Source organism: Vibrio sp. QJM3NY_27 (assembly GCF_057785955.1).
On record NZ_CM173511.1, the window covers coordinates 3,249,612 to 3,272,389 of the forward strand.

The window sequence follows — 22,778 nt, forward strand, 5'->3', positions numbered from 1 at the left end:
CCTAGGATATTATTATTTGGGGGATCTTGTTCATGTTAATAGATGTACTTCAAAGTTCCTAGGTGGTTAAAGCCTCTGTCTCATTAAAAAACGAGATTTCACTACTAATAAGACCAGTGAGCAGTTGAAATTACTGTCGCTTGTTGAACTTTCGAGCGGATTTCGAGAATGGAGTATTGGGTGTAAGTTATGAAACAAAACTCAAGCGGTTTGCCTGTCGTTTTCGAGAAGTTGATGGTTGAATATGATTCAGCATTTTCTTAAATTTCAGGCAACAAAAAAGGACACCGAAGTGTCCTTTTTATGTCTAAATAGCGAGAATTACTTCTTGCTAGAAAGAGCACCGAAACGCTTGTTGAAGCGATCAACACGGCCGCCAGTATCTACGATACGTTGCTTACCAGTGTAGAATGGGTGACATTTGTCACATACGTCTAGGTGGATAGATTCTTTTGCAAGCGTTGAGTTGAACTCAAATGTGTTGCCGCAAGAACAAGTTGCAGAAACTGCTTTGTATTCTGGGTGGATACCAGTTTTCATGGGATAACCTCAAGTAGGCCGTGTCGCTATACGATTCTAAGCCGTACACCACACGTAGTTAAAAAATAAAATAAAGACACCGCTGCATCACTAAACTGCGATAAAGCCATACCTTTAAGGCGCAGTATAGTAATGAATCTATAAGGCAGGATCAACTGATTTGATACATTTTTCACCAATAGCCTCTTTTATTTCCTTTGTCGGCCTGAGATTTCGGGCTCTCGTTATCTTCCTGCGTTAACTCGATACTCTCATCCAAACTGCTCCTCGAATTTAACGCCCTTATCCATTAGACTGTTCGCTCTCGTCAACTCAGATAAAGCTGTCCCTTTATGCGTCCAATGATTGCCCGCGTGGCACTGCCTGTTCCACTAGACAAGCAGTTCGATTACAAGATTCCTAACCACCTATTCCCGATTATTGGTGGACGAGTCTCTGTGCCTTTTGGACGACAAACCTTAACAGGTATTGTTACAGCTCTGGTTAACGAATCTGAATTCGATCTAGACAAGCTCAAGCCCATTAAAGCCTTATTAGACAACCAACCTGTTTGGCCAGAATCGGTCTACTCACTCTTGGTATGGTGCAGCCAGTTCTATCAGTATCCACTGGGTGAAACCTTGGCTAATGCTCTACCAAGCGCTTTACGAAAAGGCAAAGCTGCCGACTTCGCAACGCTGGTTGAGTGGCAATTGACCCCATCAGGCAGAGATCAACTGATGCAAGGCTTTGGTCGTGCGGTTAAGCAAGCCAAAGTGATGCACATGCTTGAGCACGGCCCTGTTCCTCATCAAGAATTCATTGACGAGGAAGTAGGCAGCGCAGTGCTTAAAACGTTGGAAGAGAAAGGTTGGATTGAGTCGGTAGAGAAAAAGCCAAAGCGCCAGCCATGGCCAGTTGAACTTGAAAACGAACAAGACAAGCCGAAGCTCAATGCTGAACAAGCGATCGCGATTGCGACAGTAAATAGCCAAACCGATTTTAGTTGCTTCTTGCTAGAGGGGGTTACCGGCTCAGGTAAAACCGAAGTCTACCTCAATATGATCAAGCCGATTCTCAAGCAAGGTAAACAAGCATTAGTCTTGGTACCGGAAATAGGCCTCACTCCACAAACGATTAATCGCTTTAAGCGTCGTTTTAATGTGCCTGTTGAGGTGATTCACTCTGGATTAAACGATTCTGAACGATTGAATGCTTGGTTATCAGCACGTGACAAAATAGCGGGCATTGTGATTGGTACGCGCTCGGCTCTGTTCACGCCGTTCGCTGATCTGGGAATTATCATTGTCGATGAAGAGCACGACGCCTCTTATAAGCAGCAAGATAGCCTACGCTACCACGCTCGTGATGTCGCGATCATGCGTGCTCATAAAGCGCAGATTCCGGTTGTGTTAGGCTCGGCGACTCCGGCCTTTGAAACGCTGCACAACGCTCAGATCGGTAAATACAGTTACCTCACCCTGACCTCACGTGCGGGTGTCGCGCTGCCGACCACCAATAAAGTGTTGGATGTGAAGGGTGAATATCTAGAAAGTGGCTTGTCTGCGTCGTTGATTGCTGAAATGCAAAGACACCTCAAAGCGGGCAACCAAGTGATGTTGTTTCTCAACCGCCGTGGGTTCTCTCCCGCATTGATGTGTCACGATTGTGGTTGGACAGCGGAATGTAAGCGTTGTGATGCCTACTACACCTATCACCAGTACAGCAATGAGATGCGCTGTCACCACTGTGGTTCTCAGCAGCATATCGTGCACAATTGCCAAGGCTGTGGTTCAGCGAACTTAGTGACGGTGGGTGTTGGTACCGAACAGCTAGAGGCTCAACTTGGTCAGCTATTCCCTGAATACAAAACCATTCGTATTGACCGAGACAGCACCCGCCGCAAAGGCAGCTTAGAAAGTGCGCTCGAGTCGATTCGTAAAGGTGAATACCAAATTCTTATCGGTACACAGATGCTTGCTAAAGGCCACCACTTTCCTGACGTGACACTTGTGGCGTTATTGGATGTGGACGCCTCTTTATATAGTAGTGACTTCCGCGCCTCTGAACGGTTGGCGCAACTGTTTACTCAAGTCGCCGGTCGAGCAGGCCGTGCCAGTAAGCCGGGTGAGGTTATCTTACAAACTCACCATCCAGAACATGGCTTGTTACAAGCGTTGCTGCACAAAGACTATAACCACTTTGCCCAAACCGCATTGGCCGAGCGTAAACAAGCGATGCTGCCACCTTATACCTTTATGACTCTATTTAGAGCGGAAGCCAATGACACACATTTGGTGGAAGAGTTCTTGCGTCAGGTTCGTCATACATTAGAATCGCACCCCTTGTTTGACCAATATTGCATGGTTCTAGGCCCCACCCCAGCGCCACTGGCCAAGCGAGCGGGCAAATCACGCTGGCAGTTGATTCTACAAACTCAGACTCGTTCGTTAATGCAGAAGTTATTAATGAGTGCGAAGCCGGCAATTAATATGTTACCTGCTGCGAAAAAAGTCCGTTGGTCACTCGATATTGAGCCGCAAGATTTGAGCTAAACCTACTTGGGTTAAAACTAATGATAAGTTTGTTCACAAATATTTCATATTTCTCGTGAGCAACCTCACACTAGTCATGTGATTTTTGTTAATCTAGCCGTAACTTTACACGGATGAAACGAATAAAATATTGCAATAAAAAAAGTGTTAGCAACACTTTCATAATATCTATCCGATTGTATTAATTATTCACGCCTTAAATACTTAGGCGACAAAGGAACTTAAAAGAGGGTTTAATTTATGGCGACAATGAAGGATGTTGCCCAGCTAGCAGGCGTCTCAACGGCAACAGTATCACGTGCATTGATGAACCCTGAAAAAGTCTCGGTTTCGACTCGTAAACGAGTTGAGACAGCAGTACTTGAAGCTGGATACTCACCCAATACATTAGCTAGAAATTTACGTCGCAACGAATCAAAAACCATCATTACTATCGTTCCTGACATCTGTGACCCTTACTTCGCCGAAATCATTCGTGGTATCGAAGATGCCGCTGTAGAGAATGACTACCTCGTTCTACTGGGTGACAGTGGTCAACAAAAGAAGCGTGAGTCTTCATTTGTTAACTTGGTCTTCACAAAACAAGCAGACGGTATGCTACTGCTTGGCACTGATCATCCATTTGATGTCAGTAAGCCTGAGCAAAAGAACTTACCGCCAATGGTTATGGCGTGTGAATTCGCACCTGAGCTTGAACTGCCAACGGTTCACATCGACAACCTAACCTCTGCATTTGAAGCCGTGAATTACCTCGCTCAGTTAGGTCATAAGCGCATCGCTCAGATCTCTGGACCAACGACTGCAACCCTGTGTAAGTTCCGTCAACAAGGCTACCAACAAGCATTGCGCCGCGCTGGAGTATCAATGAACCCAGCTTACAGCACGGTGGGCGATTTCACCTTTGAAGCGGGTGCGCAAGCGGTTCGTCAATTACTTGCACTTCCTGAACAACCTACAGCGATCTTCTGTCATAACGATGCGATGGCGATTGGTGCGATTCAAGAAGCGAAGAAGCTAGGTTTACGTGTTCCTCAAGACCTATCGATTGTTGGCTTTGATGACATCCAATTCGCTCAATACTGCGATCCACCACTAACCACTATTTCTCAGCCTCGTTATGAGATTGGACGCCAAGCGATGTTGATGATGCTTGACCTATTGAAGGGCAACGATGTGCAAGCAGGTTCGCGTCTGCTTGAAGCTAAATTAGTCGTTAGAGGCAGCACCGCACCACCTCGAATGTAACCCTCAGAAATACCCTTATAAATCTGCGGCACATTTTGATGTGCCGCTTCCATTTCTGCACTATTATCCTCGCGCAATCTGGATTACCATGAGGACAGAATCAGCAACTATTGAATTGTCTTGTGGCTAATAGAGATTATGTAAAGCGCGGTCGTGGCACGAAAAAACCGACCAAGAAACAAGCCCCTCGCCGTAAACCTTGGCGCAGTGGTCTTTTGGCGATCCTCCTTGCCGGTGGTTTTGGTTATGGACTTTACTTATTGAGTAATGATCCTGAGCCGCCAACTCCAGTGGTAACCAAACCAAAACCTAAGCCAAAACCAGCGAAAGTGATTCCACCACCTCCTGAAGAGAAGTGGGACTACGTTGAAACGCTGCCAAGCCGCGAGATTGAAGTTAAAGCCAAAGAACAAGAGATCTCTAAGATCCCTTACGTGATGCAGTGTGGCGCTTACAAAACGTCAGCACAGGCAGAAACGCGCAAGTTAGATATTGCGTTCCAAGGTATCTCGAGTGAAATCCGTAAAAAAGACGGCAGTAGCTGGTACCGTGTGGTTCTAGGGCCATACAAATTGAAGCGAGATGCAGAGCGAGATCGCCATAAGCTGCAACGGGCGAAAATCGAACCTTGCGCTATTTGGAAAGACACCGATTAGATTTAGCGATAGTCGCAGCCTTAATCTTAGCAAAAGCCGAAAACCAAACTCCGAAAGCCTCCCATTGTGGAGGTTTTCTTTTATTTACTCCCTTTAGTCAGTTTTCCTTACAACTTCCGCCGATAAGTTGCGCGACATCACTCGCCCTTCCTTGAATTATCCGAGCACCATCCTCATATACTTTTTATACCCAAAGATAAGAAATATTAAGAGGCCCTACTCGTGACTACCATTGTATCTGTACGTCGTAATAATAAAGTCGTCATCGCGGGTGATGGACAAGTATCTCTAGGCAATACTGTAATGAAGGGCAATGCCCGTAAAGTACGTCGCCTATACAACAATAAAGTACTGGCAGGTTTTGCTGGCGGTACGGCAGATGCTTTCACGCTATTCGAAAAATTTGAAAGCAAGCTGCAAATGCACCAAGGCCACCTAACCAAAGCTGCCGTTGAGCTGGCGAAGGATTGGCGTAGCGACCGTGCTCTACGTAAATTAGAAGCACTGCTAGCAGTCGCGGATGAAACCGCTTCGCTGATCATTACTGGTAACGGTGACGTCGTTCAACCAGAGAACGACCTGATTGCGATCGGTTCGGGCGGTAACTTCGCTCAAGCAGCAGCGACTGCACTATTAGAAAATACTGATTTAGATGCGCGTGAAATCGCAGAAAAGTCGCTGAACATAGCTGGCGATATCTGTGTATTCACCAACCATCACCACACTATTGAAGAACTAGAAAGCACCGTTGAGCTGCCAAAGCCAGAGTAACGACCGCTTCCATCAATAACGTTGTATTCAACAGTGATTAAAGAATTAAGGAAAAACCATGTCTGAGATGACTCCTCGCGAAATTGTTCACGAACTCAATCGCCACATTATCGGCCAAGACAACGCTAAGCGTTCAGTGGCTATCGCTCTACGTAACCGCTGGCGTCGTATGCAGCTTGAAGAAAGCCTGCGTGTTGAAGTTTCGCCAAAAAACATCCTGATGATTGGCCCAACGGGTGTGGGTAAAACTGAAATTGCTCGCCGTCTAGCGAAACTCGCTAATGCGCCATTCATCAAGGTAGAAGCGACTAAGTTCACCGAAGTTGGCTACGTTGGTAAAGAAGTTGAGACCATCATCCGTGATCTAACGGACGTTGCGATCAAGATGACGCACCAACAAGCGATGGAAAAAGTACAGTACCGCGCTGAAGAACAAGCTGAAGAACGCATTCTTGATGCCCTTCTACCACCAGCACGTGATGCTTGGGGTCAGAACGAGCAATCAACGGAAGACACCACATCTTCAAACACGCGTCAGATTTTCCGCAAGAAACTGCGTGAAGGTAAGCTAGACGACAAAGAGATCGAAGTTGATGTAGCCGCACCGCAAATGGGCGTTGAAATCATGTCACCTCCGGGTATGGAAGAGATGACCAACCAGCTGCAAGGCATGTTCCAAAACCTAGCGGGCGACACCAAGAAAAAACGTAAGATGAAAATCAAAGACGCATTCAAAGCACTGACGGAAGAAGAAGCTGCGAAGCTTGTGAACCAAGAAGAGCTAAAAGAGAGCGCGATCTTCAACGCTGAAAACAACGGCATCGTATTCATCGATGAGATCGACAAAATCTGTAAGCGTGGCGACAGCTCAGGCCCAGACGTATCTCGTGAAGGTGTTCAGCGCGACCTACTGCCTCTAATCGAAGGCAGCACAGTATCAACGAAGCACGGCATGGTTAAAACTGACCACATCTTGTTTATCACTTCAGGCGCATTCCAAGTGGCTAAGCCATCAGACCTGATCCCTGAACTACAAGGTCGTCTACCAATCCGTGTAGAACTTGAAGCACTATCAGCACATGACTTCAAACGTATTCTTACTGAACCAAAGGCGTCACTGACAGAACAGTACATTGCCCTGATGAAAACAGAAGATGTCGGCATTGAGTTCACTGAAGATGGTATCAACCAAATTGCTGACGCAGCATGGCGTGTGAACGAAACTACTGAAAACATCGGTGCGCGTCGTCTGCACACCGTCATGGAGCGCCTAATGGATGAGATTTCATTCGACGCAACAGACCGAGCAGGCAGTAAATTGCTGATTGATGAAGCTTATGTAATATCTAAGCTTGGTGAGCTCGTGGAAGACGAAGACCTAAGTCGCTTCATCCTGTAGCACACAAAACTCCAACTTATTGCTCTATCTCAAAGAAATAGCAGCTAATAAGCGAATTCAAGGCCCACTTTCGAGTGGGCTTTTTATTACCCGAAAAATGGGCGTATACTCAAAACACAGTTTGAAACGAAGACTTACAAAGAATTAGACCTACGATGAAACAATCTCTACTGATTTGGCTTGATGCCGCACGACCAAAAACTCTGCCTCTCGCACTTGTCTCTATTCTTACAGGAAGTAGTTTAGCATTCGCCGGCGGTCAGTTTTCTCTATCAATAGCCCTACTGGCTTTTTTAACTGCTACCTTATTACAAATTCTGTCGAACCTAGCCAATGACTATGGCGACGCAGTAAAAGGCACCGACAACGAAAACCGTCTGGGGCCAACACGCGCAATGCAATCCGGCGCGGTGACCGCGAAAACCATGAAACAAGCGATCATCCTCAACATCGTGTTTACCATGCTCGCTGGGCTGATTCTTATTTTTCATGCCTTAACCTCGATTGAAAGCATCTTATCTTTCATCGCGTTAGGCGTATTAGCCATAATGGCTGCCATCGCTTACACCGTGGGCAATAAACCTTATGGTTATATTGGCCTTGGCGACTTATCGGTATTTATCTTCTTCGGTTTGTTAGGCGTTTCAGGCACATACTTCCTACACACTGGTCATGTTGAGCCAAGCCTATTTCTTCCGGCTTTAGGCTGTGGATTAATGGCGGTTGCGGTACTCAACATCAACAACATGCGTGATATCGAGAACGACAGCGAATGTGGTAAGCGCACCATGGCGGTTCGCCTAGGGCAACGCAAAGCCAAACACTATCATTTTGCACTGCTTGGGCTCGCCCTTGCATCTTTCGCTATCTACCTACTGATTCAAGAAAAGCCAGTCTGGATCAGCCTGCCGTTTTTACTGAGCATTATTATTGTTTATAAGCATGGCAAGGCCGTTTGGGAAACCGAAAAACCAGCGCAGATTGCACCAATGATGCCGGTGATTGTGAAATGCTCACTGGTCACTAACCTATTGTTTGCAGGGGTTGTCGTAGCTCAAACTCTATTGAGTTAAATGAGACTAATCATTGCAAAGGGATCAAGCACCGATATACTCAAAGTAAGCTCATTGTTCAAAAGGTATACTAATGGAATACAACACTTCAGCACTGTGCGACATATATTTGGATCAAGTTGATGTCGTGGAGCCCATGTTCAGCAACTTCGGTGGACGTGCATCCTTCGCAGGACAGATCACGACATTAAAGTGTTTTGAAGACAATGCTTTAATTCGCTCCGTATTAGAGCAAGATGGCTTGGGACGTGTGTTGTTAATCGATGGTGGCGGCTCACTACGCAAAGCGCTGATCGATGCTGAGATTGCCCTACTTGCCGAAGACAATGAGTGGGAAGGTATTGTGGTTTACGGCTGCGTTCGTGAAGTCGATGAGCTAGAAGACATGAACATTGGTATTCAGGCTTTGGCTTCTATCCCTGTTGGTGCGAGCCAAGAAGGTGTCGGCGAATTGGACGTACCGGTCAACTTTGGCAGCGTAACCTTCTTACCGGAAGATTACCTCTACGCTGACAACACCGGCATTATTCTTTCGGCAGAGCCTTTAGATGTAGAACTTGATCTGGATGTTGAAGAAGAAGAGATCGAGTAACTCTCACTCAGCTTCAAATAATAAAACAAACCATAAGAACACGAAGCATAAGAATACAAACAAAAACGCCCGCTACTCAGTAGCGGGCGTTTTTTTAAATCTGAAGAGTCAATTACTCTACGTCATCCATTTTACCAAGAAGGTTACGGATGCGATCTTGCCACGCTGAATGCTCTTCCTGCATTTGCTGAGTTTTTTGCTCTAGCTCGTGACGGCTTTCTTTAAGCTCACCAGCTTCTGTTGCTAGTGCTTGTTTCTCTTCTTTAAGCTCTTCCACTTCCATTTGAAGAAGTGCAATTGTATCTACTGCTGTTTGAATTTTTGCTTCTAGCTGCTCTAGTACTTCAAAAGACATTCTGGCCTACCTTTAAGTTATCCGTTTGATGGTGAAGGTCTACTCCACTTATTTCCCCATTCTACTCAGCAGAGCAAGGATAAACACTCAATATATTCGATATTTTGCGCCATTCGATGAAAAAAACAGCGCTTTTTACCGAATATTGACGTGAATTATTACTACCGCGACAACAGACTGATTATTTTGATGAATATTACCTGTTTTCACCCGCAAATTGATCAAGAGCAATCCCCAAAAAACAAAAAGGCAAACGTTTCCTTTGGGATATGGTAAAATTCGCCGCGAAATTTCTATTCCCCTTTTGAAAATTTTGGAGTCCGCATGAAACGCGATTTAGCAATGTCATTCTCTCGTGTCACTGAAGGTGCAGCACTAGCTGGTTACAAGTGGCTTGGCCGCGGCGATAAAAACGCTGCAGATGGCGCTGCTGTAGAAGTAATGCGTAGCCTACTGAACAAAACCGAAATTAGCGGCGAGATCGTTATCGGCGAAGGTGAGATCGATGATGCACCTATGCTATACATCGGTGAAAACGTCGGTATTGGCGGTGATGCAGTAGATATCGCCGTTGACCCAATTGAAGGGACACGCATGACAGCAATGGGTCAATCAAATGCATTGGCTGTCTTGGCTGCAGGCGAAAAAGGTAGCTTCCTAAAAGCACCTGACATGTACATGGAAAAATTGGTTGTTGGTCCTGGCGCAAAAGGCGTGATTGACCTAGAACTGCCGCTGACAGAAAACCTAGAAAACATTGCGAAAGCACTAGGTAAAACACTCGATACACTGGTAGTAACGACACTGGCTAAGCCACGCCATGATCAAGTGATTGCCGACATGCAGGCGATGGGCGTTCGTGTATTCGCAGTGCCAGACGGTGATGTTGCAGCTTCTATCCTCACGTGCATGCCAGACAGCGAAGTCGACGTAATGTACTGCATCGGCGGCGCGCCTGAAGGCGTGGTTTCGGCTGCGGTTATTCGCGCACTCGACGGCGACATGCACGCTCGTCTGCTTCCTCGCCATGAAGTAAAAGGTGATACAGAAGAGAACCGCAAGCACGGTGAGCTTGAACTAGAGCGTTGTGCTGAAATGGGCGTAACAGCGGGTATCGTGTTGAAGATGGAAGACATGGCTCGTAGCGACAACGTTGTATTCTCAGCAACCGGCATTACTAAGGGTGACCTTCTAGAGGGCATCACACGTACAGGTAATATCGCAACCACAGAAACACTGCTTATCCGTGGTCGCTGCCGTACGATTCGCCGCATCAAATCTATCCATTACCTAGAGCGTAAAGACCCAGAAGTAATCGGTCACATCCTATAGACCTAAACTCGCTCAAGCAGAACATTCGAAGGCTGATACCAAGTATCAGCCTTTTGTTTTATTGGTCATCAATAATCTGTGCATTTCACCTGCACCATAGTAAATGGTTTGCTTTATAAACACCTTGCCTCATAATAGTAAGGTTCATGAGGTAGAGATAGTATGAAAACAAGCGACAAAATCTTACAGACCATTAAGCGTCAAGGCGCGGTAACCGCGAAACAGTTGTCAGAAGAATTTGGCATGACGACAATGGGTGCAAGGCAACATCTGCAAAGTCTGGAAGATGACGGTATTCTTGCGTTTCATGATGTTAAAGTAAAAGTGGGTCGCCCGACTCGCCACTGGTCCCTGACTCAACAAGGCCATGGTCAATTTTCAGATCGACACGGTGAACTCACCATTCAAGTGATCGATGCTGTCGAGAACCTGTTTGGTAAAGAGGGGTTAGCTAAGGTTGCGGCCGAGCGCGAACAACACACCCTTAAGCAATATCAAACCGCGCTGTCTGATTGTGAATCGCTGAGCAGCAAGCTTAAAAAACTCACCCAGCTGCGTGAAGACGAAGGCTACATGGCTGAACTTCAAGAGCATGACGATCACTACATCTTGATCGAGAACCACTGCCCTATCTGCAAAGCTGCAACTCGCTGCCCTAGCCTGTGCCAATCTGAGCTCAATGTTTTCAAAGAATTACTCAAAGATGAATGTCATGTGAGCCGCACTGAACACATCATTACTGGCGAGCGTCGTTGTACTTATACCCTAACGCCAAGTTACTGATCCTGTCTCAATATTGAGAAAACACCAATAGATTAAAATTTGTACAAATTTCTTTCTTAAGCTTAAAGCATATGAAACATGCTTAATGCTAAGGAAGGAATCATGGCACATCCACAGCCCAATCAAAAACTGCCCCCTTTTGATGAACTGGTCCAACTCGCGAAAAGCGATCCGAAAGCATTCGATCAATTCAAACACGAGATGTGCGAACAGATGATTTGCTCAGCCTCAGAGACCATGCAAAACAGGCTTCGCGCTCAACAAAGTCATATCGATTTAGTCGTCAGCCGCTGCAAGAATCCACATCACGCTAATGTTGTTCTGATGCAAGAGCTGCGCTGTCAGGTCTGTAAATTCCAAGATGCACTCAAAGGCCGCTGCGATTTTGAAGAATCTCTGCCTGAAAATGTCGTGCCTTTCAGGCCAAATACAGAGCCAAAAATGTACTAGCTGTTTAAATGTACTAACCGTTGAAATGGACTAGCGACAAAAACCTATTCAAAGAAAAACGCCTTAAAAAAAAGGGAGCACAATGCTCCCTTCTTATTTCTCAATCATTCAATCTTTACACTGGGTCGTCACCGTAATCATTACGGCCTTCAGTTCCCTTGAGCAATCCACATTCAATCAAAATCCATAAACCACATACTAATGCTGCAACCGTTGCTGCCATGTGAACTGGCGATACCGACTCTGTTGTCGTTGCTACCATTGGCGAAGCCAAACGCCCAAGCACGAGTGGCACGTTCAACAACAGCCAGTAGTTCGACTTATTGCGGTCGTGCCAGCGTTTAGCGGTAATTGCAAGATCTGGGATAACCAGCAACAGTAGGAAGATTGGTAGCAGGATATAGGAATATGCAGGGAACAGAACAGAAATACCGGAAGCAAAACCAGTAATCGCTACATAGTAGAAAACATTCCAAATCCAGTAAGTCTTACGACCAATTCTCCCCTTGAAAGAGAGCAGTAAATCTTTCATCGACATCTTAAATACTCAAAAAATTAATACGCTACCAAAAAGTTAGCAGCAAATAGTCAGTTAATCACTTTTAGTTAGTTGATTCTTTTTAGCTAGTTCATCACTTTCTGAAAGCAACTTTTATCCATATCTCGTATGTTGACCGTTAGGCTACGGATATGGCTTGCCTGTTCTTGTAAGGTTTGCATCAACAAACGCGACAATTCTCTTTTCTGTTCTTCGGTACGTCCTGAAAGTAACTCAAAGCTAATATGAACAAAATCCACATTGTCCTCTTCATCACCGACCAACCAGTTATGACAGCGCAGTGAACGAGACTTCACAGAAGGTACATCAAACAAACCACAGTTTAATGTAACTTGATGAAGGTCTTCCAGTAAACCTTGGATATTCACTCGCTCATCCACTGAATTTGAGTACTCTAGAACTAGATTCGGCATTATTACTTCCTATTGTTAACGCAATCGTTTGTCCCTTAATAGCAACTAACGATGAAAAATCCGAGAAGTTAGCTATTATTCTGTCTGCCGGATCACTGATATATGCTCAAAATCTACTCTGACCATTGAGTAAGATCCAAGAAAGTCATGACCACAGTCATGATCTGTTGATATTATTCTGTTATATTATTTCGTAATAAAGTTTACTTTTTTACATTCGATTTATTTAAATACTTTGGAGATATTCCTATGCGTCATCCTGTAGTTATGGGTAACTGGAAACTAAACGGCAGCAAAGAAATGGTTGTTGATCTACTAAACGGTCTTAACGCTGAACTTGAAGGCGTAACAGGCGTAGACGTAGCAGTTGCTCCACCAGCACTTTTCGTTGATCTTGCTGAGCGTACGCTTACTGAAGCGGGCAGCGCGATCATCCTAGGTGCTCAAAACTCTGACCTAAACAACAGCGGTGCATTCACTGGCGACATGTCTCCAGCAATGCTTAAAGAGTTCGGCGCATCTCACATCATCATCGGTCACTCTGAGCGTCGTGAATACCACGCTGAGTCTGACGAATTCGTTGCTAAGAAATTCGCATTCCTAAAAGAGAACGGCCTAACTCCAGTTCTTTGTATCGGTGAGTCTGATGCACAAAACGAAGCAGGCGAAACTGTTGCTGTATGTGCTCGTCAACTTGACGCTGTTATCAACACTCAAGGTGTTGAAGCTCTTGAAGGCGCTATCATCGCTTACGAACCAATCTGGGCTATCGGTACTGGTAAAGCAGCTACAGCTGAAGATGCACAACGCATCCACGCTCAAATCCGTGCACACATCGCAGAGAAATCTGAAGACGTTGCTAAGAAAGTTGTTATCCAATACGGCGGTTCTGTTAAGCCAGAAAACGCAGCAGCTTACTTCGCACAACCAGACATCGACGGTGCTCTAGTTGGCGGCGCAGCGCTAGACGCGAAAAGCTTCGCAGCTATCGCTAAAGCAGCAGCTGAAGCAAAAGCTTAATTTAAACGTCACCGTTTAGATTAAATGAAAGGTCAACTTAGGTTGGCCTTTTTTATTGCCTGAAATTTGGTTTCAAAACAACAGGCACAAAAAAACCGCTGATAAATCAGCGATTTTTAATACTTTTAAGCAAATGCTAAGCGTGGTTTAGAACAACTCTTCTGCAACGCGGAACAGCTCAGAACGGTCTGGGTTCTGCATGTTCTCGATACAGTCGATGATGTCGTGGTGAACAAGCGCTTCTTTCTCGATACCAACACAACGACCACCGTGGCCTTCTTGAAGAAGGTGAACAGCGTAGTTACCCATGCGAGAAGCCAGTACACGGTCAAATGCAGTCGGGCGACCACCACGTTGGATGTGACCAAGAACCGTTGCACGAGTTTCACGACCTGTTGAAGCTTCGATTTCTTTCGCTAGTTCATTCGCATCCATCATTAACTCAGTTAGAGCGATGATTGCGTGCTTCTTACCTTTCGCAATACCATCTTGGATATTGCTGATAAGCTGATCTTTATCTAGGCCAGTCTCAGGTGTGATGATGTACTCACAGCCACCCGCGATTGCTGACATAAGCGTAAGGTCACCACAGTGACGGCCCATGATTTCAACAATAGAAATACGTTGGTGAGAAGAAGACGTGTCACGTAGACGGTCGATTGAATCAATAACAGTGTTAAGCGCTGTTAGGTAGCCGATTGTGTAGTCAGTACCCGCGATATCGTTATCGATTGTGCCTGGAAGACCGATACATGGGTAACCCATCTCAGTCAGTTTCTTAGCACCCATGTAAGAACCGTCACCACCGATAACAACTAGTGCTTCGATACCGTGCTTCTTAAGGTTCTCGATGCCTTTCTCACGAACAGCAACGTCTTTGAACTCAGGGAAACGTGCAGAACCTAAGAAAGTACCACCACGGTTGATCACGTCAGATACGCTTGAACGGTCAAGCTTTTCGATACGGTCTTCAACAAGGCCTTGGTAGCCATCGTAAATACCGTAAACTTCAATGCCAACTGATAGCGCAGTACGAACTACACCACGAACTGCTGCGTTCATGCCTGGAGCGTCACCACCACTGGTCAAAACACCGATCTTCTTAATCATGCTCACCCTCGATTTTTGGGAATCTATTATTCAATTCTTATTCTTGCTGATTGTATATCAACAAGATTTTAAATCTATATTTGTGCGTTATGTTACATTTCCTCAACAGGAATAGCACTTAAATCGCGTAAAATTATGTAACATTTCTACTTCTGTAAGAGTATTACAGTTTTACTCAGTAACTTTGTTGATTCACATCAGAATCAACATTAATTGTTACTAAGGTGATTTTTGAATCACCGAAGAATTAGTAATTTTTACTCACTTTAGTTCAAAAGCCACCTACTTACCATTTGCCAACCCTTTTTTAGCTCGCTTACCATGAGTGAAATTTCTGCTGCTTCTCAGGTCCAAATACGACCGAATACGGGTCTTGATGAATTAATACATCAGCATCAGGGAAAACGGAGATAAGCTTGTCTTCTACTTCGTCAGAAATGCGGTGCGCTTCAATAAGTGGGATATTATCTTCGAGTTCTAAATGCAATTGAATGAACCGAACAGGCCCTGAACGACGCGTTCTTAGTTGATGCACGCCAAGCACACCTTCCACACTCAGCGATGTCTCTTTTATCTGTTTTAATTCTTCATCTGGCAGCTTTCTATCAAGCAAAGATTGAATGGCTTCTGTTGCCATTTGGTAGGCACTGTAAAGAATGTAGATACCGATACCAATCGCGAATACCGAGTCCGCTTGACCAATGCCAAACCAGCTCAGTGCTAGCGCGAGCATGATCGCTGCATTCATATAAAGGTCGGATTGATAATGCAGTGAATCGGCGGCTATCGCTTGGCTGCCCGTTTTGCTGACAACATGTTTTTGGAATCGAACCAAACCAAAGGTCATTACGATCGCGAACAAGCTGACATAAATACCAATTTCAGGAGAGTTCAGCTCATGCGGTCGGAAGAAACGCTCAATACCATTAAGAATAAGGAAACAAGCGGAACCGGAAATAAACATCGCTTGTGCTAATGCAGCAAGAGATTCTGCCTTACCATGACCAAAGGTATGTTCTTTATCGGCAGGCTGAAGAGAGTAGCGAACCACCACTAGGTTGACGACAGAAGCGGCGATATCCAACAGCGAATCGACCACAGAAGCTAATAAACTGACTGAACCTGTCACCCACCACGCAGCAACCTTCACAACCAATAATATGGAGGCAATGATGGTGGCAGCCCAAGCGGCGAGCGTAACTAAACGTGCGTATTCTTGTTTCATAAATTGGCTATAAAGTGACTGATAGCACAAAGTATAACCCGCAAACAACCGATTGAATATGACAGCCATGATGTAATACATTCATTTTTAAAGATCAAAAAAGCGGCACTAGGCCGCTTCTTTCTAAACACTTTCAATCAATTCAGCTTTCTCAAGCCATGAATTACTTGTCTTTGTTCATGCGTTTTTCCATTTTGTCAGCACACTTCGCCATGCGCTCTTGTTGGATTTCTTTCAGCTGAGTCTTTTGCTCAGGTGTCAGTACGCTCATCATTTGGTGTTGCTTCTTAAGCATTGCTACGCGACGCTCTGTTTGCTTCTCAACCATTTGGCTTGCTAGGTCGTTTGCTGCAGCTTCATCAAAAGTATCCGCGAGAACTAGATCTTGAACTTTCTCGTGATGCGCTTTCATTTGCGCCATTTTATCTGCTTTGTTGCCTGAGTGTTTTGCTTTCATCTCAGCGCGGTTCGCTTCGCGCATCTCTTTTAGTTCTGTTTTTTGAGCATCCGTCAGGTCTAGTTGACGCATCACTTTCTTATCGAAGCCGCCACATTTACCGTGCATGCCTTTGTGGTCGCCTTTATCGCCGCCGCCATATGCGAATGCGCTTGCTGTACCTAACATTAGTGGAAGTGCCGCAGCTGCTAGTACAAGTTTCTTAGTCATTTTCATAATTGTTGCCTCAATTCGGTATAATAAGTCATGTGTTGCGTCTGTTTCTCAGCGCTTAGATATAGATTAGTCTTTCCCTCGTAAAGCGACGTTTAGAAAGCGTAAAGAATCGTAAAGAGTGAAAGTTGACGAATAATTAGCAGTATTATTAAAGTGAAATAACCAATTAAGGCTTCCCAATGGCGAACATTCTTCTTATTGATGACGACACCGAGTTAACCAGTTTACTTAAAGACATTCTGAGCTTTGAGGGCTTCACTGTTTCAGAAGCCAATGATGGCTATGCGGGACTTGACGCTATCAATGATGAGATTGATCTGATTCTTTTGGATGTGATGATGCCGCGCCTTAACGGTATGGAAACGCTAAAGAAACTGAGAGAAAATTGGGAAACACCAGTATTGATGCTGACTGCCAAAGGCGAAGAGATCGACCGTGTTATTGGCCTTGAACTTGGTGCAGATGATTACTTGCCAAAGCCGTTCAGTGACCGAGAACTGCTCGCTCGTATTCGTGCCATCTTACGTCGAACACAGACTAACACCGCGCCTAAATCAGCCAGCGACACCATTCAATACCAAGACATCGAAGTATTCCCTGGCAAACAAGAGGCTTACTGTAATGGACAGATTATCGACCTCACCACAACCGAGTTCGCACTACTGAGTCACCTTATCCAAAATCCAGGGCAAGTGATCACCAAAGAAGCATTGAGCTTAGATGTGTTAGGAAAAAGGCTTGCGGCGTTTGACCGCGCAATTGATATGCACATCTCCAATCTGCGTAAAAAGATTCCTGAGCGCAGCGACGGCAAATCTCGCATCAAAACCTTACGAGGCCGTGGCTACTTATTGGTAGAGGAAGATTAATGCGTATCCCTAAAATCACCAGCTTATATGGACGTATCTTTGCTATCTTTTGGTTCACCATGTTACTGGTGCTTTTGTCGGTGCTATCACTTCCTCATTTAGATCCACGTGTAGCACGTGATGTGCCCGCGGATCATCTAAATAAATTGGAGCGTATCGCTAAAATCACAGAGAAACGCTACGCCAAAGAACCTAATCTAGGCAAAATTGTTTTCCAACTTGAGGCACCACGTAGCCGCAAGGATTCTCGAGCTCGCATCTATTTAACCGACCTTGAAGGTGCTGTCCTTACGTCGAAAAGACATTCGGACTATAAACTTAAGGCGATTCGCAACTTTGTTACCTCGATTGATAACCCTGAAGTACCAAAACAGAAACTATACGGACACTACATGGTGGCAGGGCCAGTACCTATCACACTCGCTGGTGAAGAATTACTGATGTATGCCGGAGTAAAGTGGAACCAACCACCGCCATTTTTGCTACGACTGTTTGATAGACCTTTACAGCTGTTGCTCGCGGTAATGCTAGCAAGCACCCCGCTCTTGCTTTGGTTAGCTTGGGCATTGAGCCAACCGGCTCGCAGGCTTGAACGCGCAGCGCAACGTGTAGCAAAAGGTCAGTTTGAGGTCGACCCTCAACTTGAAAAAGGCACCTCAGAATTCAGACAAGCGGGTGAAAGCTTTAACCAAATGGTGGAAGCGGTAAACCAGATGATTTCAGGGCAACAGCGACTACTTTCTGATATCTCACACGAACTGCGCTCGCCATTGACTCGTCTACGTATGGCCAATGCACTGGCAATTCGTAAGCAAGGTGAGAGCCAAGAATTAGAACGTATTGATACCGAAGCGCAGCGTTTGGAACAAATGATCAGTGAGCTACTGACGCTGTCTCGTATGCAGGTCGACAGCCACATCACTCGCGAGGTGCAACCTATCTCGAGCTTATGGGAAGAGATCTTAAAAGATGCAGAGTTTGAAGCTGAACAGATGGGTAAATTACTGACGTTTTCAGAGATCCCAGAACGTTCTATTTCAGGTAATCCTAAGCTGCTGATGAGTGCCTTAGACAATATTACGCGCAATGCTATCTACTACGGTAAAGACCAAGTCGATGTGCAATTCCATGTTGTCCAAGATCAGCTGACGATTTGCGTCAATGACAACGGTGATGGTGTACCGGAGGATGAACTGGATTCTATCTTCAGACCTTTCTACCGAGTTTCAACGGCACGCGATCGTAATTCAGGTGGCACAGGGCTTGGCCTCACCATTACAGAAAGTGCGATTCGCCAACACAGCGGAACCATCACTGCAAGCCGTAGCCAGCTCGGTGGATTACAACTCGAAATCACCCTACCAATCTTGCCGGTATAATACCCCCACAAAGATCACAGTTGATAATGATTGTTATTATCATCATGGTAAATCCTCTAATTAAGGAGGATTTACCATGTCACACACTTTCCCTACTTTACCCTACGCTTACGACGCCCTAGAACCTTACATTGATGCTAAGACGATGGAAATGCATTACAGCAAGCACCATAGAACCTACTACGATAAGTTTGTTGCGGCTATTTCTGGCAGCGAGCTAGAGCAACAGTCTCTGACCGAGATCTTCGCTAACATTTCTCAGCACAGCCCAGCGGTTCGTAACAATGGTGGCGGTTACTACAACCACATCTTGTATTGGAACTGCATGTCGCAAGACGGTGGTGGTGAACCCACGGGCGAGCTTGGCGAGGCTATCAAAAGTACTTTCGGAGATTTCGAGACATTCCAAGATCAGTTCGCTCAAGCGGCAATCAATACCTTTGGTTCAGGCTTCGCTTGGCTAGTGGTTGAAGAAGGACAACTGAAGATCATCTCGACTTCGAACCAAGACAATCCGTGGATGGATACGGTTGCCAGTAATGGCGAGCCCATCCTTGCACTCGATGTTTGGGAACACGCCTACTACATCAGCTACCAAAACCGTCGTCCTGATTACATCAATGCATGGTGGAACGTAGTGAATTGGAATGCGGTATCTGAAAACTACGCGCAGGCACTAGCGAACCAGGCCTAAGCTGAGGGTGGCGAACTGTACTCACTCAGCTTGCCACCGTATACTCTGGCTATCTTTGATTATTCTTGTGAACCAACATGTTTGATATCGCTCTATATGAACCAGAAATCGCGCCCAATACGGGTAACATCATCCGCCTATCAGCTAACTGCGGCGCAAACCTGCACCTTATCGAGCCGCTTGGTTTTGATTTCGAAGAGAAGAAAGTTCGTCGTGCGGGTTTAGATTATCACGACCTCGCACGAGTAAAGCGTCACAAGAATCTAGAAGCCTTCCTTGAGTATCTAGAGAATGAACGTGAGGGTGACTACCGTATCTTTGCTTGTACGACCAAGACCACTGGCCACCACGTTGATGCGAAATTCCAACAAGGTGATGTACTGATGTTTGGCCCAGAGTCTCGCGGTCTGCCTGCTGAGTTCATCGAAAGCATGCCAATGGAGCAACGCATTCGTATTCCAATGATGCCAGAAGCACGTAGCTTGAACCTGTCTAACGCAGTGGCCATTATTGCGTTCGAAGCTTGGCGACAAATGGGTTTTGAAGGCGCGGTATAACCCAATCTCAGTAAATTAATCTCAGTAAATAACTGTTCACACGGCCTGTTATCTGTTCCTGCTAGCAATCGTAAATAGCAGGTAACATGCAATAAAAAAGGCTCTTACCATTATCTCTTTCTTGCGAAGGATAAAGGTAAGAGCCTTTCCTGTTTGTCTCTCTATATAAAGAGAGAAACCATTAATTTAAGCGGTTACGATCGTTGTCGTCGTCTTTCTTCTCAAACTCACCCTCAAAGGTGTTGCCGTCTTTTGATTGGTCAGATGGACCAGAATTGAATGGGTCTTGTCCAAATGGGCTCTGGCCAAAACCAGCTTGTCCACCCGCATGGAAACCACCAGACATATTGGTCACCACCATTTTTTCCATCATTTTCTTAGCAATTATCGCTCTTGGTGCTGGTAACAATACCAACATACCGAGTGCGTCCGTCATAAAGCCCGGAGTCAGCAGCAATACGCCTGCAACAGCAAGCATCACGCCTTCAAGAATCTGTTGTGCTGGCATTTCGCCTTGTTGCAACCGACCTTGAACAGACATAAGTGTCTGAATGCCTTGGCTACGAACCAGCGATGCACCCACAAATGCAGTGATCAAAACCAACGCGATAGTTGGCCACAATCCTAAGAAGCCACCAACTTGAATAAATAGCCCAATCTCAATGATGGGTACGAAGATAAAGAGTAATAATAAGATAGGAAACACACGCCCTCCTTTGTTACGTCCAGTTTACGCTGAAAGCCCTACCAATCTCAAATTTATCCTGTAAATAAGCGTGTTTATTGACCCGGAATAAGTTTGCTAAATATTGACGAAACAAAAACGAAAAAGGTGATCAACTTAATATTTTTATGCGCTAAGTACAGTATCATGTGCCACATAAGTCAGGACGGATTTATCAGCCCAATATTCTAGCGAACGGAGTATTTGCACACAGAATAGGCTAATAACTAACTATATAATCAGAATAATTCTCTAAGGATCCTGTTATGGCTAATCTATCAGAAGCTCAAGTTGAAGCTCCTCAAGCTACTCGTCTCGAAGAAGATCTACTAGGTCAACGTCATGTTCCGGCTGATGCTTACTACGGCATTCACACTCTACGCGCAGTTGAAAACTTCAACATCTCAAATGTAACGATCTCAGATGTACCTGAATTCGTTCGCGGTATGGTGATGACAAAGAAAGCAGCGGCTTTAGCAAACAAAGAGTTAGGTGTAATTCCAAGCGAAGTGGCTAAATACATCATCGAAGCTTGTGACCTCATTCTAGACACTGGTAAGTGCATGGATCAGTTCCCATCGGACGTTTTCCAAGGTGGTGCTGGTACTTCTGTAAACATGAACGCGAACGAAGTTGTGGCGAACGTGGCACTTGAACTTATGGGCAAAGAAAAAGGCCAATACGAGTTCATCAACCCAAATGACCATGTAAACCGCAGCCAATCTACAAACTGTGCTTACCCAACTGGTTTCCGTATCTCTGTTTACAACAGCGTTCGTAAACTGATCGATGCTATCGAATACCTAAAAGGTGCATTCGAGCTTAAGAGCCAAGAATTCAACACAATCCTGAAGATGGGTCGTACACAACTTCAAGATGCTGTGCCTATGACGGTTGGCCAAGAGTTCCACGCTTGGGCTGTAACCATCAACGAAGAAATCAAAAACCTAGAATACACTTCAAAACTACTGCTTGAAGTTAACCTAGGCGCAACGGCTATCGGTACTGGTCTGAACGCAGCACCGGGTTACCAAGGCCTAGCAGTTAAGCACCTAGCAGAAGTAACTGGCCTAGAATGTGTAGCGGCTGAAGATCTTATCGAAGCAACGTCTGACTGTGGCGCATACGTAATGACGCACGGTGCACTTAAACGTCTAGCGGTTAAACTGTCTAAGATCTGTAACGACTTACGTCTTCTTTCTTCAGGTCCACGTACTGGCTTCAACGAGCTAAACCTACCTGAACTGCAAGCGGGTTCTTCAATCATGCCTGCTAAAGTAAACCCAGTTGTACCTGAAGTAGTAAACCAAGTTTGCTTTAAAGTTTTAGGTAACGACAACACAGTTTCTTTCGCAGCAGAAGGCGGTCAGCTTCAATTGAACGTAATGGAACCTGTTATCGCACAAAGCATGTTTGAGTCTTTAGACATCCTAACAAACGCATGTGTGAACCTACGCGACAAGTGTGTAGACGGCATTACTGTGAACAAAGAAGTATGTGAATCTCACGTATTTAACTCTATCGGTATCGTTACTTACCTAAACCCATACATTGGCCACCACGAGGGTGACATTGTAGGTAAGATTTGTGCTGAAACAGGTAAGAGTGTTCGTGATGTGGTTCTAGAGCGCGGTTTATTGAGCGAAGAAGAACTTGATGACATTTTCTCTGTTGAAAATCTGATGCATCCTCAGTATAAAGCTAAACGCTACGAATAACGGTAGCGAGAAAGGGCTCCAAACGGAGCCCTTTTTTAGGCTCCAATACGGTTAACCCTGCTGTTCTTGTGGATTTCCGTTAGTTGCGTTTTTGCTTAATTAGACCT

At 45.3% G+C, this 22,778-nt stretch carries 24 protein-coding genes; 16 read left to right on the forward strand and 8 right to left on the reverse strand.

Features of this window, described 5'->3' with window-relative positions; all coding sequences use genetic code 11:
* Nucleotides 1-321 precede the first annotated feature (321 nt).
* Entirely contained in the window at nt 322-540 is a 219-nt protein-coding gene (rpmE, locus tag AC3CIA_RS14630; protein WP_004729688.1) for a 50S ribosomal protein L31, read from the reverse strand.
* A 332-nt stretch (nt 541-872) separates the two neighbouring features.
* Here rpmE and priA point away from each other — a divergent pair, with 332 nt between their 5' ends.
* The 7 genes from priA to rraA all read left to right on the forward strand — a co-directional run bounded on the left by priA (nt 873) and on the right by rraA (nt 8,810).
* Nucleotides 873-3,074 (forward strand): primosomal protein N', encoded by a 2,202-nt coding sequence (gene priA / locus AC3CIA_RS14635; RefSeq protein ID WP_488518264.1) that lies wholly within the window; start codon nt 873-875, stop codon nt 3,072-3,074.
* Nucleotides 3,075-3,314: 240 nt separating this feature from the next.
* Nucleotides 3,315-4,319: a DNA-binding transcriptional regulator CytR gene (gene cytR / locus AC3CIA_RS14640; RefSeq protein ID WP_004729690.1), complete on the forward strand. Its 1,005-nt coding sequence runs from the start codon at nt 3,315-3,317 to the stop codon at nt 4,317-4,319.
* A gap of 122 nt (nt 4,320-4,441) precedes the next feature.
* A complete protein-coding gene (gene ftsN / locus AC3CIA_RS14645) occupies nt 4,442-4,975 on the forward strand; it encodes a cell division protein FtsN (protein WP_065207417.1) in 534 nt (177 codons plus the stop codon).
* A gap of 222 nt (nt 4,976-5,197) precedes the next feature.
* Nucleotides 5,198-5,746: an ATP-dependent protease subunit HslV gene (gene hslV, locus AC3CIA_RS14650; RefSeq protein ID WP_004729692.1), complete on the forward strand. Its 549-nt coding sequence runs from the start codon at nt 5,198-5,200 to the stop codon at nt 5,744-5,746.
* Between the two features lie 58 nt (nt 5,747-5,804).
* Nucleotides 5,805-7,145: an ATP-dependent protease ATPase subunit HslU gene (gene hslU / locus AC3CIA_RS14655; RefSeq protein ID WP_017077598.1), complete on the forward strand. Its 1,341-nt coding sequence runs from the start codon at nt 5,805-5,807 to the stop codon at nt 7,143-7,145.
* A 155-nt stretch (nt 7,146-7,300) separates the two neighbouring features.
* Nucleotides 7,301-8,218, forward strand: a complete 918-nt coding sequence (locus AC3CIA_RS14660) for a 1,4-dihydroxy-2-naphthoate polyprenyltransferase (RefSeq protein ID WP_017092186.1) — start codon at nt 7,301-7,303, stop codon at nt 8,216-8,218.
* Nucleotides 8,219-8,291: 73 nt separating this feature from the next.
* Nucleotides 8,292-8,810 carry a ribonuclease E activity regulator RraA gene (rraA, locus tag AC3CIA_RS14665; RefSeq protein WP_004729695.1) on the forward strand — a complete coding sequence of 173 codons (519 nt, stop codon included), beginning with the start codon at nt 8,292-8,294 and terminating at the stop codon, nt 8,808-8,810.
* Nucleotides 8,811-8,922: 112 nt separating this feature from the next.
* Here the strand turns inward: rraA and zapB are convergent, their stop codons facing one another.
* Nucleotides 8,923-9,165, reverse strand: a complete 243-nt coding sequence (gene zapB, locus AC3CIA_RS14670) for a cell division protein ZapB (RefSeq protein ID WP_004729696.1) — start codon at nt 9,163-9,165, stop codon at nt 8,923-8,925.
* A 324-nt stretch (nt 9,166-9,489) separates the two neighbouring features.
* Here zapB and glpX point away from each other — a divergent pair, with 324 nt between their 5' ends.
* The 3 genes from glpX to AC3CIA_RS14685 all read left to right on the forward strand — a co-directional run bounded on the left by glpX (nt 9,490) and on the right by AC3CIA_RS14685 (nt 11,730).
* Nucleotides 9,490-10,497, forward strand: a complete 1,008-nt coding sequence (gene glpX / locus AC3CIA_RS14675) for a class II fructose-bisphosphatase (RefSeq protein ID WP_004729697.1) — start codon at nt 9,490-9,492, stop codon at nt 10,495-10,497.
* Nucleotides 10,498-10,659: 162 nt separating this feature from the next.
* The gene (locus AC3CIA_RS14680; protein WP_054548230.1) at nt 10,660-11,280 is read left to right on the forward strand and encodes a helix-turn-helix transcriptional regulator; all 621 of its coding nucleotides are present in this window, start codon (nt 10,660-10,662) and stop codon (nt 11,278-11,280) included.
* A gap of 102 nt (nt 11,281-11,382) precedes the next feature.
* Entirely contained in the window at nt 11,383-11,730 is a 348-nt protein-coding gene (locus AC3CIA_RS14685; protein ID WP_017077594.1) for a DUF3135 domain-containing protein, read from the forward strand.
* 115 nt (nt 11,731-11,845) lie between these two features.
* Here the strand turns inward: AC3CIA_RS14685 and AC3CIA_RS14690 are convergent, their stop codons facing one another.
* Together AC3CIA_RS14690 and AC3CIA_RS14695 are read right to left on the reverse strand one after the other, a co-directional pair.
* Complete coding sequence (locus tag AC3CIA_RS14690) at nt 11,846-12,268, reverse strand: DUF805 domain-containing protein (RefSeq protein ID WP_010435371.1); 423 nt, start codon at nt 12,266-12,268, stop codon at nt 11,846-11,848.
* Nucleotides 12,269-12,354: 86 nt separating this feature from the next.
* Complete coding sequence (locus AC3CIA_RS14695; protein WP_017077592.1) at nt 12,355-12,702, reverse strand: 5-carboxymethyl-2-hydroxymuconate Delta-isomerase; 348 nt, start codon at nt 12,700-12,702, stop codon at nt 12,355-12,357.
* A 249-nt stretch (nt 12,703-12,951) separates the two neighbouring features.
* Between AC3CIA_RS14695 and tpiA the strand changes: the two genes are divergently transcribed.
* Nucleotides 12,952-13,722 (forward strand): triose-phosphate isomerase, encoded by a 771-nt coding sequence (gene tpiA / locus AC3CIA_RS14700; protein WP_004729704.1) that lies wholly within the window; start codon nt 12,952-12,954, stop codon nt 13,720-13,722.
* Nucleotides 13,723-13,869: 147 nt separating this feature from the next.
* Here the strand turns inward: tpiA and pfkA are convergent, their stop codons facing one another.
* The 3 genes from pfkA to AC3CIA_RS14715 all read right to left on the reverse strand — a co-directional run bounded on the left by pfkA (nt 13,870) and on the right by AC3CIA_RS14715 (nt 16,730).
* Nucleotides 13,870-14,832: a 6-phosphofructokinase gene (gene pfkA / locus AC3CIA_RS14705; protein ID WP_004729705.1), complete on the reverse strand. Its 963-nt coding sequence runs from the start codon at nt 14,830-14,832 to the stop codon at nt 13,870-13,872.
* A 316-nt stretch (nt 14,833-15,148) separates the two neighbouring features.
* Nucleotides 15,149-16,057, reverse strand: coding sequence for a CDF family cation-efflux transporter FieF (gene fieF / locus AC3CIA_RS14710; RefSeq protein WP_026012358.1), 909 nt, complete (start codon nt 16,055-16,057; stop codon nt 15,149-15,151).
* A 163-nt stretch (nt 16,058-16,220) separates the two neighbouring features.
* Nucleotides 16,221-16,730, reverse strand: coding sequence for a CpxP family protein (locus tag AC3CIA_RS14715; protein ID WP_065207420.1), 510 nt, complete (start codon nt 16,728-16,730; stop codon nt 16,221-16,223).
* Between the two features lie 179 nt (nt 16,731-16,909).
* Here AC3CIA_RS14715 and AC3CIA_RS14720 point away from each other — a divergent pair, with 179 nt between their 5' ends.
* From AC3CIA_RS14720 to AC3CIA_RS14735, 4 genes are all read left to right on the forward strand, one after another.
* Complete coding sequence (locus AC3CIA_RS14720) at nt 16,910-17,599, forward strand: response regulator (RefSeq protein WP_017080183.1); 690 nt, start codon at nt 16,910-16,912, stop codon at nt 17,597-17,599.
* On the forward strand, nt 17,599-18,978 hold the full coding sequence (cpxA, locus tag AC3CIA_RS14725; protein WP_102504177.1) for an envelope stress sensor histidine kinase CpxA: 1,380 nt from the start codon (nt 17,599-17,601) through the stop codon (nt 18,976-18,978). Before AC3CIA_RS14720 ends, cpxA begins: the two co-directional genes overlap by 1 nt.
* Before the next feature lie 76 nt (nt 18,979-19,054).
* Nucleotides 19,055-19,672: a superoxide dismutase gene (locus AC3CIA_RS14730; RefSeq protein WP_488518265.1), complete on the forward strand. Its 618-nt coding sequence runs from the start codon at nt 19,055-19,057 to the stop codon at nt 19,670-19,672.
* Between the two features lie 77 nt (nt 19,673-19,749).
* Nucleotides 19,750-20,229: a tRNA (cytidine(34)-2'-O)-methyltransferase gene (locus tag AC3CIA_RS14735; protein WP_004729711.1), complete on the forward strand. Its 480-nt coding sequence runs from the start codon at nt 19,750-19,752 to the stop codon at nt 20,227-20,229.
* Nucleotides 20,230-20,410: 181 nt separating this feature from the next.
* On the opposite strand, the gene AC3CIA_RS14740 is transcribed toward AC3CIA_RS14735, so the two are convergent.
* A complete protein-coding gene (locus AC3CIA_RS14740; RefSeq protein ID WP_488518266.1) occupies nt 20,411-20,935 on the reverse strand; it encodes an FxsA family protein in 525 nt (174 codons plus the stop codon).
* 284 nt (nt 20,936-21,219) lie between these two features.
* On the opposite strand from AC3CIA_RS14740, the gene aspA reads away from it, so the two are divergent.
* Entirely contained in the window at nt 21,220-22,671 is a 1,452-nt protein-coding gene (aspA, locus tag AC3CIA_RS14745; protein WP_017083812.1) for an aspartate ammonia-lyase, read from the forward strand.
* Nucleotides 22,672-22,778 lie beyond the last annotated feature (107 nt).

What these genes read in the sequence shown, in the direction of transcription:
- rpmE (WP_004729688.1), bottom strand. Translation starts at nt 540, where the DNA reads ATGAAAACTGGTATCCACCCAGAATACAAAGCAGTTTCTGCAACTTGT.
- priA (WP_488518264.1), top strand. Translation starts at nt 873, where the DNA reads ATGCGTCCAATGATTGCCCGCGTGGCACTGCCTGTTCCACTAGACAAG.
- cytR (WP_004729690.1), top strand. Translation starts at nt 3,315, where the DNA reads ATGGCGACAATGAAGGATGTTGCCCAGCTAGCAGGCGTCTCAACGGCA.
- hslU (WP_017077598.1), top strand. Translation starts at nt 5,805, where the DNA reads ATGTCTGAGATGACTCCTCGCGAAATTGTTCACGAACTCAATCGCCAC.
- AC3CIA_RS14660 (WP_017092186.1), top strand. Translation starts at nt 7,301, where the DNA reads ATGAAACAATCTCTACTGATTTGGCTTGATGCCGCACGACCAAAAACT.
- rraA (WP_004729695.1), top strand. Translation starts at nt 8,292, where the DNA reads ATGGAATACAACACTTCAGCACTGTGCGACATATATTTGGATCAAGTT.
- zapB (WP_004729696.1), bottom strand. Translation starts at nt 9,165, where the DNA reads ATGTCTTTTGAAGTACTAGAGCAGCTAGAAGCAAAAATTCAAACAGCA.
- glpX (WP_004729697.1), top strand. Translation starts at nt 9,490, where the DNA reads ATGAAACGCGATTTAGCAATGTCATTCTCTCGTGTCACTGAAGGTGCA.
- AC3CIA_RS14680 (WP_054548230.1), top strand. Translation starts at nt 10,660, where the DNA reads ATGAAAACAAGCGACAAAATCTTACAGACCATTAAGCGTCAAGGCGCG.
- AC3CIA_RS14685 (WP_017077594.1), top strand. Translation starts at nt 11,383, where the DNA reads ATGGCACATCCACAGCCCAATCAAAAACTGCCCCCTTTTGATGAACTG.
- AC3CIA_RS14690 (WP_010435371.1), bottom strand. Translation starts at nt 12,268, where the DNA reads ATGTCGATGAAAGATTTACTGCTCTCTTTCAAGGGGAGAATTGGTCGT.
- AC3CIA_RS14695 (WP_017077592.1), bottom strand. Translation starts at nt 12,702, where the DNA reads ATGCCGAATCTAGTTCTAGAGTACTCAAATTCAGTGGATGAGCGAGTG.
- tpiA (WP_004729704.1), top strand. Translation starts at nt 12,952, where the DNA reads ATGCGTCATCCTGTAGTTATGGGTAACTGGAAACTAAACGGCAGCAAA.
- pfkA (WP_004729705.1), bottom strand. Translation starts at nt 14,832, where the DNA reads ATGATTAAGAAGATCGGTGTTTTGACCAGTGGTGGTGACGCTCCAGGC.
- fieF (WP_026012358.1), bottom strand. Translation starts at nt 16,057, where the DNA reads ATGAAACAAGAATACGCACGTTTAGTTACGCTCGCCGCTTGGGCTGCC.
- AC3CIA_RS14715 (WP_065207420.1), bottom strand. Translation starts at nt 16,730, where the DNA reads ATGAAAATGACTAAGAAACTTGTACTAGCAGCTGCGGCACTTCCACTA.
- AC3CIA_RS14720 (WP_017080183.1), top strand. Translation starts at nt 16,910, where the DNA reads ATGGCGAACATTCTTCTTATTGATGACGACACCGAGTTAACCAGTTTA.
- cpxA (WP_102504177.1), top strand. Translation starts at nt 17,599, where the DNA reads ATGCGTATCCCTAAAATCACCAGCTTATATGGACGTATCTTTGCTATC.
- AC3CIA_RS14730 (WP_488518265.1), top strand. Translation starts at nt 19,055, where the DNA reads ATGTCACACACTTTCCCTACTTTACCCTACGCTTACGACGCCCTAGAA.
- AC3CIA_RS14735 (WP_004729711.1), top strand. Translation starts at nt 19,750, where the DNA reads ATGTTTGATATCGCTCTATATGAACCAGAAATCGCGCCCAATACGGGT.
- aspA (WP_017083812.1), top strand. Translation starts at nt 21,220, where the DNA reads ATGGCTAATCTATCAGAAGCTCAAGTTGAAGCTCCTCAAGCTACTCGT.